This is a genomic window from Arcicella sp. GW821-FHT09D11, from assembly GCF_059416265.1.
In genome coordinates this window covers 732,936-745,209 of the sequence record NZ_JBWKOV010000001.1, presented here as the reverse complement: position 1 = coordinate 745,209, position 12,274 = coordinate 732,936, and the positions used below count along the sequence as shown (strand labels likewise).

Below are 12,274 nucleotides of genomic sequence, written 5' to 3'. Positions count from 1 at the left end.
CTGAAACTTTCGTTCCAGACTTTTGATAGATTAGAGGGAAAATCTTTTAGATGATGAAACATACATAATTTATTCCTTAAATTATATAGCTAATGTTTGATTAAAAATAGGATAGACTTTATAAGCTAGGTGTTGGGGAATTGTAAAAAGTGTAGAGTGAAATAATGCTGCCAAAATTTCAATACCATTTACTAAGGTCGATGCACTGGGCTGGGTAAACAAATCATAATCAAGCACATAAACAGCTTTTTTTTGAACTGCCCGTAGGTTTTCCCAACCGCTTTTTATCGTTAATAAATGCAATTCTTCCATACTTCTTTGCGTATCAAAACCGCAAGGAGCGATGATTAATACTTCAGGGTCGTACTTTAATATTTTTTCCCATTGTGTTACGATACTATCTCCTGATGGATTACTTAACATATCTACTCCACCCGCAAAAGCAATTTGGTGAGGAATCCAGTGTCCACAATTATAAATGGGTTCTATCCATTCCAACAGCATTACTCTTTTGGGTAAAGCCCTGTATTCTCTGAGTTTGTCGATCACATTATCAATTCTTTTTTGCAGATTTGCCAAGTGTTGATACGCAGCTTCTTCTCTACCCAAAGCTGTAGCGATGGTAATTACTGTCTGAAAAACATCTTCTAAGCTTTGTGGGGTGAGTGTGACAATCTGAGGTGTTTTTTCAAGATTATCTATCACCGCTTGCGTACATTTTGTATCAATCTGGCATACTTCACAAACATCCTGCGTAATTACTACATCAGGAGCTATGGCTTGTAATTTATCTTCCTCTACATAATACAAGCTTTTCCCTTGCGCTTTAGACGCTGAAAAAATTTTATCAATTTCAGTACTTGAGTAATCTTTTCCTTCTAGCACACAACGCACAATAATTTCATTTTCAGTTCTGGATGTTGGCGGACATTCAAAGGTTACGCCATAGAGTAAGTCTTGCAAACCCATGTCGTAAATCATTTGCGTTGCGGCTGGAAGAAAAGAGACGACTTTCATAATGAATGATTTGTGATTGGTAATTATTGATTAGAAGTCAGCAATTACCTGATAAAGAATAATAAATTAGAGGTAAAAGCTTTTAGAAGCTTATCCTTAAATAAAAATTCAAAAAGATAGAAGATAGCCGAAGACTAAAAGCCTCAAGCTTGAGCCTTTGCTAAACTTGGAAAACGTACTTGTAGCAACTCAAAACTGCCACAAAGCAAAGCTGAATAGGCAAGTGTTCCTACCAAAAAGTTTTTCATAAATGGAAAACCTTGTATAAGACATTGTTGTAAGCCTGCCCAATCACGTGTTAGCGGTAGATTTGTTCTCAAATCTGTACCTCCGCCAATCCAAACAGTTAAATCAGCTAAAACCCAATGTGAAACCGAAGCAATCACTGCTGCTAATACAATATTCTGCACATTGATTTTCTGAAGGATTATTCTGCCAAATAATACAATGATGGCGAAGATGCCATAAATCCAGTACCAACCTTCGTACATCATTCCATATTTACCTTGAAAAATTACCTTATTGATTACAATATCGCTTACTAATATCGTAAGAAGAGGAAATGCAAATGCCTTCCAACGACTAGTAAAATATGCTCCACCAAAAAGCCCCATAGCACCCAGTGGGGTATAGTTAGCAACAGGTGTAAGCTGTGCCGAATTGGCAATTCTTAACAAGGCAATGGCTAGAATGAAGCAAAGCAAGGTTAAAAAGCGAGGATTGATAGTTTGTTTCATAAGTGGATATTTGTATAATAGATTGGTCAACTTTTTAAAAGTTGACCAATCTGAAAATGATATATAGCTTTGATAAATCAAATCTGAATTACTTGAAAATAAATCCTTCTGGTCCGATTTCAGCTTTCAAAGAATCAATCAATGTTCCATTTGATTGGTACCTGAATACATAACCAGCTTGCTTAAGCGAAGGAGCAAACCCTGCATAAATATTACCCGTTGATGGGTCTGTATTTAAACCTGTGAATAATTTATTGATAAATGGCTTTGTTGTAGCAATACTAGCATCGTTAATATTAAAGCTATAAGTTTCTCCTTTACTTTTATTAGTAGCATAGTCGTAGTAAGAGTAAACAAAGAAAATAACATTTTTGTCTTTATTGAAAGAGAAACTTCCGGCCGATTGATTAAGGGTACTAGCTGTAGCAAAAGCAATACGACTTTCTACGGCTTTAGTACTTAGGTTGAACTTCACAAATTTACCGTCGGCTTCAAACCATATTTTTCCATTAGCATCTGCACCAATCAATTTTGGTTCATAGCCTATTGTTACTGTTTGTGAAACAGCGTCTGTTTGAGTATTAATCACTGTGATATTACTTGAACCACTGTAACCAGTTGAAGCAACTACTACCTCATTGCCAACAACTAGCAATTTTTCAGCACCAGGCTGAACCATAATTTTCTTGGTAATTTTGTTTGTCGTCAGGTTAATTACTAAAATATAGCCTGCTTTATAAGAGTAATCTGCATTAAAAGCATCCCAACAAGAAACATACGCTTTGTTTGTACCCGCTTTTACAACATAACGTGGGTTTTCAACGATGTTAGAATCTATTTTAGCTACAGCCTTAAACGTACGAGCATTTACGATTTGAATATAGTCTTTGCCAGCAGTCGAATTATCTACTAAGATTAATCCTTTGTCATCTACCTCAGCGTAATCAGCTACACCACCAGCCACAGCATTTGTATTTTCTTTCTGGAAAATATCAAAACTAGTAACTTTAGTAGTTGGATTTATCAAAGTAATAGAGCCATTGTTATCAAAGAAATTACCTCTATTTACTACAAAAACACCAGTATCATAAGGTTGAGAAGGTTCAGGATCAGAGGTTGAATTACAAGCATTTAATGACAAGAACAACGTGCTTGCCACTAATGAGCGAACGATAATAGAATTAAATTGCATTGTTTTAATGGATTAAAAATTGAAAAAAAATATTTTTTTGATTTCGGCTTTCGGTCGTCGGCTTTCAGTATTCAAGCGAAAGTATTAATACTGACAGCCGATATCTGACATCCGATGACCCATTAACGAAAGCCTATCAGATGCTAAATATTAAAAACTAACCCCAGTGAAAAGCCTCGCCCGGGCATGGCTTTTTTCTTTACACTTGGATATACAGTATCAGTTAGGTTATTCATTTGAAAAAGCAAATTAGCTTGTGTTTTTCCTACTTGAATTTTCCCTGAAATGGTAGCGTTCAACATAAAATAAGGAGGGAAAGGGCGACCTGAATGATCAAAAGTGATATAACGTTCGGAGTTATACAAACCTTGAAAATTTAATGTCCAGTTCCCTTTGCCTACATAGGCAGTCCCCGAAACGGTATGCAGGGGTACATAAATCATTTGTTTACCAATAATATCTTCTGTATACGCAGCATACATTTTTTGTTGAGAGACATGTGTATAAGCATAAGTTGTGGTAATACCCGCCAGTATTTTCCCTTTTAGGTATTTTATATTGCCCGTAACTTCAAGTCCTTTTGTTAATACTTGTTGTAGGTTTTCTACTCGATAAGCGTTGTCAGGATTCCAGTATGTCCAATTATCAATTAAATTATGATAGGCATTCACGCCTAGTGACGTATTAAGCTCTTCAGAAATTACTTGTTTCCAATTAATGCCTACTTCTTTATTGAAACCACTTTCTGGTTGAATATTTGGGTTACCAAGTGTTTTCCAGTAACGCTCATTAAGGGTCGGTAAACGATAACTTCTCGCCACATTACCTGTTACTATTATTTGACTTTTCTTGGCAGAAAGCAATAAGTATTCAATTCCTAGTGAGGGCGTAAAGGGCGCTTGATAACGATTAGAAAATGCTTGACGAAGATTAAATGAAGCCGTTAGCTTATTAGTGAATTGATTACGGATTAATACAAATACGTCTTGACGGTTTTCGGTGATACCTCCTTGTCCGTCGTAACCATCAACGTTTGCTACATAATGTACAAACTCTCCACCTAATTTGATATTTGTGTTCCATAGAGAGTTGGCTTTTTTATAGCTAATTTCATGTTCAACACGAGCAATGTAGCGATCTGTTTCAGAATGGCTAGGTGCTGAAAAATCGCCCGTGCCATAATCAATAATATCTTTTACAAAGCCCATTTTTACATTCGTATTACCGAATTGATATGACGATAAAAAACGTGAAGCCTTGGTTTGGGTAATTTCTCTGAATGCAATTATATCTGGTTGAATACTTAGTTTATTGTCGGTCAACCAAATATTCAAAGAGAGTAAGTTTCCGTTCTGTTGTTTCAGGTATAAATCTTGAATCAAGCCTTTTTGAGCCGTTTCAGAAGGCTCAATCTGATACGTCCTTCCTGCATTATCTGTTCTTTCTTCTTCCGAAAAATGGTTGTTGTTCTTACTTCCATAAAGCAAAGTTTTCCCTGAGAACTGTAAGCCTTTCTTCGACTGATGGACAAACCTTAAGCCTATTTGTTCGCTATAATTATCAAAACTTCCGTATTGACCACCTAGTGTAAGGTTTACGCCAGGCTTTTTCCATTGTGGAACAGAACCTAATAAGATACTTCCACCCACAGCATCAGAACCTACACAAGAAGCCGCCGAACCGTATTGGATAGCCATTTGGTCAAAGCCTAAGAGTGGCACAGTAGAAAAATCTGTTTGCCCAGCCATAGGATTATTGATATTCAGACCGTTCCAAAGCACGGCTGTATGCATGGCAGAAGTGCCTCTGAAAGAAATACTAGTTAACTGACCATTACCATAACTTTTGAACGTAATGGGCGATTGATATTGTAGGAAATCTGCTAAGGTTTGGTATTGAAAACGTGCTAAAGTAGTCGAATCGATTTTTTTAACTTTCAAGCCAGCCATAAAATGCTCGTTTGAAAAGCCTGTTACTTTTACTTCATCAATCTGTCTGGTAGAAATTTCTTGGGCATAGCAATCTAAGGATACAAATATCCCGATGAGCAAAAATATAGGCTTACAACGTAACAAATACGTAAAAATAGCAGACATAACCTGAATAGTTAAGCCTTGACCTACGGAAATAAACCGAAAAAAATGACCAAGAAAGTTTGAAAGAAATAATCGAACGCTCAATGATGCTTATCCTCCGTAAGCAAACGATTAAGAATGATTTAATGGCAGGTCTCCTGACTTGTTTCATCATTACCTTGACCTTCCCAATTTATTTAGTGATTTAGTGACTTAGCGATTTAGTGATTAATAAGCCAATTGATTTTTAGGATTATTTTTGAATTTCTTCATTCACTCAATCATTCATTCACTCAATCACCATTAAACCAGTGGTATCGAAGAATGGTAATAATTGTATTGAAACTTACAGTTGCGGGGACAGTTCAGGACTTAAAACCTGATTCCCTATTAAGCCTTAAACTCATATAGAAACGAGCCTAATGCACCATAAACTGTTGCAAAGGTAGTAGAAAATTTATTTCTATGATATAAAAATCAGATTTAAACTATATAATATTGTTTTTTGAGAATTATTAAATGTTTGAAAATCAATTATTTGATAATTAGTTTATTCCATTAATTTTTTGAGATCCTCCATCTTAATAGGCTTAACTAAATAATTACTAACGATTTCATAGGCTTCCGCTTTTTTAACATCCTCAGGGTCTATCGAACTTGTTACTATATAAATGGTAGTGGCTTTTTCATTAGGAATCTGGATAAACTCATCTAAAAACTGCCAGCCGTCCCATATAGGCATATTCAAATCTAATAAAATTAAATCTGGAAGTTTTCCTCCTCCAATGATAATCGCTCTCAAGCTCTCGTATGCCTCTTTCCCGTTGTGAAAAACTAAAAATCCTTCACAAAAATTTGCAAGTTGCATGATTCTTTTTGTACCAAAAATAAAAATCGGGTCATCATCAATGATGCAAGCAATATTAAATTTTTTCATGTTTAAAATATATACTAAATGTCGTTCCTTTGTTTACTTCACTTATCACCTCTATTTTTCCTCCCATTGCTTCTATCTGATTCTTTGTGATGAATAAACCAATACCACGAGCATCTTTATGCGCATGAAATGTCTTATACATACCAAATAATTTTGCACCATGGCGTTTTAAATCAATACCCAGTCCGTTGTCTTCTACTTTTAAAACAACGTATTCATTATCAATAAAGGTCGATAATTTAACATAACTATCTCTCTCTTCTGTGCTGTACTTTATTGAATTGGTCAAAAAATTTAAAATGATACTATCTAAATAAGCAGGAACAGCCAAAACTCGTTCATCTATACTGATAGTATTTTTAATATTTACGTTTGAATCTTTTGCAAAAGCCGAAACATTTTGAATAGCATTTTCTATCGCATTGTACAGATTAACACTCTTTAAATTGTCAATAATGGTGGTATTCATCAAAACTACTTCATTTAAATGAACGATAGTTTCTTTAAGATTTGTCGATGCAGCTTTTAATAAAGTGATGTAGTCGTTATCCAATAAGGTCGGGTATTCTTCCAATAAAATATCCATCATCATTGAAATATTCCCTGAATGTGACCTTAGGTTATGCGAAACTATATGAGCAAAGTTTTTTAGCCTTTCGTTTTGGTCTTTTGTAACATCCAAAAGAGCTTGAATTTCTGCCTCAGCCTTCTTTTGCTGCGTAATATCTATTATTTGAGAAATAAAATATAATGGTTTACCAGCCTGATCTCTTGCTAAAGAAGCCGCCAAAATAACATGTACAATATTTCCCTTCTTATGGAAATATCGTTTTTGCATGTGATAATATGCTCGCTCACCATTTACTAATTCATTAAGTAAGTGTAAATCAGCTTCTAGGTCTTCAGGATGAGTAATATCCTGAAAAGTTAATGAAAACAACTCTTTCTCTGTATAACCAACAATATTACAAAGTGTTTGATTTACCTTCAACCATCGTCCGTCTGGCTCTAGTAGAGCCATGCCAATAGCAGCATTTTCAAAATTTCCTCTAAAAGATTCCTCACTAATCAACAGCTTCTCTAATGCCTTTTTTCGCTCTGTTACATCATGCATAGCAACAACTGCACCAAATAATTCATTATTGGGCCCTCTGAGCTGAGCGCCAAAAGAAGAAACAATATGTGAAGTGCCATTGATAGAAGAAATCAATATTTCTTGATTTTCTACTTTATGGCCTCTTAAAGTTTTGATAAGGGGTATTTCTTCAGTCGGCAGCGGGTTTCCTTCTAAATCATAAAGTCCATAATATTTTGAAAGTTCGGATGGAGGAACATTGTCTAATGGTAATCCATGCCAACGTTTGGTCGTACTATTGAACAGCGTAAGAGCCCCGTTTTGGTCGCATGCTACAATTCCTACATCAATACTTTCAAGAATCGTTTCTAATAAAGTATGTTTTTCCAGAAGGCTCTGTTCAGTTTTCTTTTGCTCAGTAATATCATCAGTATACATAATCAATCCACCTATGGTATTATTATCATTATACCATGGCTTTACTTCCCATTTGAGCCATTGAACAGTGCCATCTTCTCTGACAAATTTATCTTCGTTTCTTTTGATAGATTTCCCCTTTAGGCATTCTAGATGAATATTTTTCCAATCTTCGCCTATTTCAGGAAAAATCTCATAATGTGTTTTTCCAATTAAGTTGATGCCTTCTAAACGATAATCAGCCCTCCATTTTTCAGAAACTGCCAAATATTTTAAGTTACTATCAAACATTGCTATGGCCGTAGGGGTATGTTCAATAAACACCGTATTTCTTTCAACGATTTGCTTTTGTTCACTAATGTCCGAATGTGTTCCATACATCATCAAGGGTTGCCCATCGCTTGTCCACGTAACTACTTTACCTTTATCGTGTATCCAAACCCAATGCCCATCCTTGTGTTTCATCCTGCATTCACAACGGAAGAATTCTATTTTCTTTTCAAAACAGTCCAGTATCTTTTGATTAGAAATCTTTAGGTCTTCGGGGTGTACTAGGTTTTCCCATGTCTCATGACTTATTGGAGCCAACTCCTCTAGTGTATAGCCAATAATCTCAGCCCAGCGTTCATTATAAACTGTTTCTCCTGTTTGTACATTCCATTCCCACGTACCTACATTAGTACCTTCAATAACACTTTGAAGCTTTTGTTTTTCTTTAAGTATTTCCTCTTTGGCTAATGTCTCTGCATTAATATCTTGAAAAGTACCAAACAGCCTAACGCACTTTCCGTCCAAGAACTCTACTTTACCGATACTCCTGACCCATTTTAGGTGATTATTAGCCGTAATTATTTGTAAGGTTAAATCATATTTTTCTCCGTTTTTAATAGCATTATTTATTGCCTCTATTATTTTTTGTCTATTTTCTCCTTCCTTATAATAATCAATAGCAGTAGTTAAATCGGGCTCACAATCATCATCTACCTCATGTATTGATTTAGTCGTCTTACTCCAATACAGTTTCTGGGTCTGTAAATCCAATTCCCAATAACCTATCATTGCCGCAGTATTACAACGTTCCAGAAATTCCTCTTTTCTTTTTAACTCAGTAATATCTGTATAAGTACAAAGTATTTTAATGTCTTGGGGGCTATCATTCTTAATGGCTATTGCCCTACAGTGAAGCCAGACAGTAGAATCATTTTTATGTTTGAATCTTATAACTTGGTCATACGGTTGATGATGAGTTTGATAATGTGGAAGTTGTAAGAAGTTGTCGGTTAATTCTTTTAAATCATCGGGGAAAATGATGGTTTTCCAAGCAGTTAAATCCAGCGGTATATCTGTAGCCTTATATCCGAGCGTAGCCCAGAACTTAGTATTTATCCATCCGTTATTAGGAGACTCTACATTCAAATACCAAAAGCCATCCAAGGCAAACTCTTGGATAAAGTCAAAAATTGCGATATCACTTTTTATTAGTTCGTATAACTCTTCTTTCAGATTACTCATTTATATTATGATATTTTAAGATCGCTAAAAAAGCAGTAAGGATTAGTCTTTAGCTTTAGTTGTACATTTATCAAACTACCTATTTTTTATGTAGAATGTTTAAATAAATTTTACGGATAAATGAGTCACTATATCTAAACATAATTAACATTTGGTAAATAATGAAATTTTTATCGTAAAAATGAAAAAAATAATAAACTATTACCGCTAAGGATAATAGTTGTATGAAGAGCTATGAGGTTTTGTATACTAATCTTTGTAGATATATTAAATCAAGCTACCCTCTATGTACAAGAAAATTAAGGGCTTTCTTAATTTACATAACATTGCGGTAACATAAACATAACCCAAGCATAATACAAGCGTAATACTGTGGTTAAATAGCCGACCTAATTTTGTGCCATCAAAAAAACAAACCAGTATGATGAGGCACAAATTACTTTACACATTAATTATTCTATTTTCTTCACTTTCATTCACTTTCGCTCAGGAAGGAACTATTCGCGGTACAATCAAAGATGCAGCAAGTAAAGAAGACCTAGTAGGCGCTACTGTTTTCATTGAAGGAATTAACAGAGGAGCTGCCGCTGATATTAACGGATTCTTTTCTTTTAATAAAATTCCAGTTGGAAACTATAAACTTAAAATTTCTTTTGTAGGATATAAAGTAAAAGTTATCGAGAATGTAAAAGTAGTAGAAGGAAGCGTTACTGAAATTAATACTTTTATTGAAGAAGACCAAGCTACTACATTAAATGAAGTAAGAGTAGTCGCTAAAAAACTTACTAACACAGAAGTTTCTGTTATCTCAGAAATTAAAGCTGCTCAACAAATTGTAAGTGGTATTTCAGCCGCTCAAATCGGAAAAACATTAGACCGTACTGCTGCTGAGGTAGTTAAGCGTGTTCCAGGTGTAACCATCTTCGGAGACCGTTTCATTAATATTCGTGGTTTGAACGAACGTTACAACACAGTAATGTTAAATAACGTATTTACACCAAGTATGGAATCGGATGTACGTTCGTTTTCATTTGATGTAATCCCTTCAGGACAAATAGACCGTATTTTAGTATATAAATCTCCAGCAGCTGAATTGCCAGCTGAATTTGCAGGGGGTGTTGTGAAAATCTTCACGAAAAGTATCCCTGATGAAAATTATTTGACTATCGATGTAAGCGGAGGATACCGTGACGGAACAACAGGAAAAGAGTTTTTCCGCCCGCAAACAGGAAAATACTCTTATACAGGTTTTAATAATGGTTTTTCAGATTTGCCTAAGTATTTCCCTACGACAAACGATTTAAAACAAATAGCTACGACAAATCAGGCAGCATTAACGCAGGCTGGACAAATGTTAAGAAATACTTGGACGCCAGAATCTTCAAATGCTATTCCTGATTTACGTTTCTCAATCACGGGTGCTTATAAATTTATTGACAAAGAAGATTTGAAATTGGCAAATATTACGGCTGTTAACTATAGCAACACCCGTACAATATTTGAAATGGCAAGAAGTGATTTTGGTTATTCAGTTGACCAAACGAACGTTGAGACGATTAATGAAGATACAAGATTCAAAGATTTACAATATAATAACTCAATCAGAGCAGGTTTCTTACATAACTGGGCTTTGAGATTGAACGAGAAGCACACATTTGAATTCAAGAACTTGTATAACCAAATGAGTAACGCTCAGTATGTAAACAGAAATGGTTTAGAAAATGGTGGTACTTGGAATATTCGTTCTTTAGATCAAGTATATCGTGGAATTTATACAGGACAGGTTTTGGGTCGTCATAGTTTTAACGATGATAAAACAAAAGTAGACTGGGTAGTTGGATACAATAAATCAAATAGTGACCGACCTGATTATAAGCGTTTTAGATATTCAATTGATGGTGGTAACACGCCAGTATTATTAGTGCCTTTTGGTGCAGCACAAACTGTAAACTTAGGTAGAACAAACATTGTATTAGATGAACACGCTGTTTTAGGAGGAATCAATTTAGTACAGAAATTAACATTAGTAAAAGGTTCGACGCCAGAAGGAAATAAAGAATTAGAATTGAAAGCAGGTGCTTTTTATGAAGATAAAGAACGTACTTTCAAAGCTCGTAACCTTGGTTATGTACGTGCTAATAGTTCATTGTTTGACATTGGTAGCTTACCAATTGAACAAATTTTTGCACTTCAAAATATCAATAGCACAAACGGTGTGAAAATTGATGAGCAAACGAATGCTTCAGATTCATACGATGCAAGTAATAATCAGATAGCAGGTTATGTTTCTGGAAACTATTCTTTTACGAAAAAATTGAACTTAATTGCTGGTGTACGTGTAGAGAAGAACGTTCAAAAATTAAACAGTTACGACATCAGTAGAAATACGCCAGTAAATTATAAACGTGACCTGACAAATATCTTACCATCAGCTAATTTAACGTATAATTTCTCTGAAAAAGCCTTATTACGTCTTGCTTACGGTAAAACATTGAATCGCCCTGAATTTCGTGAAGTTGCACCATTCTCTTTCTATGATTTTGTAAACAACCGCGTAATAACAGGTAATCCTACATTGAACAACGCAGAGATTGATAACTACGATTTCCGTTATGAATTCTACCCAACTCCTGCTGAAGTAATCTCAATTGCAGCGTTCTATAAGAACTTTAAAAATCCAATTGAAGTAATTTTTGATGGTGTTAACAATGCCAACTTAACTTTTGGAAATGCTGAAAGTGCTTATAGTGCTGGTTTTGAGATTGAAGTGAAAAAATCGTTAGATAAATTAACAGCATCACCATTATTAAGTAAAATAAACCTAGTATTCAACGGAGCATTTATTTATAGCCGTGTGAAACTTGGTGCTGCTTCGCAAAACCAGTCAGACAATCGCCCATTACAAGGACAGTCTCCTTATATCATCAATGCAGGTATCAACTATAATGATGCTAAAAAGAACACACAGATTAGCTTATTATTCAACGTAATCGGTAAGCGTATCTATGCGGTAGGTAACTCATTTGCAGCAGGTTATCCAGACTGGTACGAGATGCCAAGAAATGTAGTTGACTTTACATTCTCTAAAGAAATTGCAAAAAATCTTATGCTGAAAGGCGGTATTACAGATATACTGAACCAAAGAAACTTAATTATTCAGGACGGAAACAAGGATAATACATTTGATAGTAATGTCGATCAGATTATACAAGCTTATTCTCCGGGAAGAACTTACTCTTTAGGATTGGTTTATACGCTTAGAAAAAATTAATAACCCATAGATACATTTCAATTTCTAAAACATTTTTTTCT

At 34.9% G+C, this 12,274-nt stretch carries 7 protein-coding genes and 1 riboswitch; of the genes, 1 reads left to right on the top strand and 6 read right to left on the bottom strand.

The window, feature by feature from the left end; genetic code table 11:
• Positions 1 to 81 precede the first annotated feature (81 nt).
• The 6 genes from AC07N0_RS03070 to AC07N0_RS03045 form a co-directional block, all read right to left on the bottom strand.
• Complete coding sequence (locus AC07N0_RS03070; protein WP_494588074.1) at positions 82 to 1,017, bottom strand: ABC transporter substrate-binding protein; 936 nt, start codon at positions 1,015 to 1,017, stop codon at positions 82 to 84.
• 143 nt (positions 1,018 to 1,160) lie between these two features.
• Entirely contained in the window at positions 1,161 to 1,754 is a 594-nt protein-coding gene (locus AC07N0_RS03065; RefSeq protein WP_494588073.1) for a DUF6580 family putative transport protein, read from the bottom strand.
• Between the two features lie 88 nt (positions 1,755 to 1,842).
• Positions 1,843 to 2,946 (bottom strand): YncE family protein, encoded by a 1,104-nt coding sequence (locus AC07N0_RS03060; protein WP_492800770.1) that lies wholly within the window; start codon positions 2,944 to 2,946, stop codon positions 1,843 to 1,845.
• A gap of 143 nt (positions 2,947 to 3,089) precedes the next feature.
• Entirely contained in the window at positions 3,090 to 5,042 is a 1,953-nt protein-coding gene (locus tag AC07N0_RS03055; RefSeq protein ID WP_494588072.1) for a TonB-dependent receptor plug domain-containing protein, read from the bottom strand.
• A gap of 110 nt (positions 5,043 to 5,152) precedes the next feature.
• Positions 5,153 to 5,468, bottom strand: a riboswitch (cobalamin riboswitch).
• Between the two features lie 103 nt (positions 5,469 to 5,571).
• Positions 5,572 to 5,958: a response regulator gene (locus AC07N0_RS03050; protein ID WP_492800768.1), complete on the bottom strand. Its 387-nt coding sequence runs from the start codon at positions 5,956 to 5,958 to the stop codon at positions 5,572 to 5,574.
• Positions 5,945 to 8,962 carry a PAS domain S-box protein gene (locus AC07N0_RS03045; protein ID WP_494588070.1) on the bottom strand — a complete coding sequence of 1,006 codons (3,018 nt, stop codon included), beginning with the start codon at positions 8,960 to 8,962 and terminating at the stop codon, positions 5,945 to 5,947. Before AC07N0_RS03045 ends, AC07N0_RS03050 begins: the two co-directional genes overlap by 14 nt.
• 421 nt (positions 8,963 to 9,383) lie before the next feature.
• On the opposite strand from AC07N0_RS03045, the gene AC07N0_RS03040 reads away from it, so the two are divergent.
• On the top strand, positions 9,384 to 12,233 hold the full coding sequence (locus AC07N0_RS03040; RefSeq protein ID WP_494588069.1) for a TonB-dependent receptor: 2,850 nt from the start codon (positions 9,384 to 9,386) through the stop codon (positions 12,231 to 12,233).
• Positions 12,234 to 12,274: the final 41 nt, after the last annotated feature.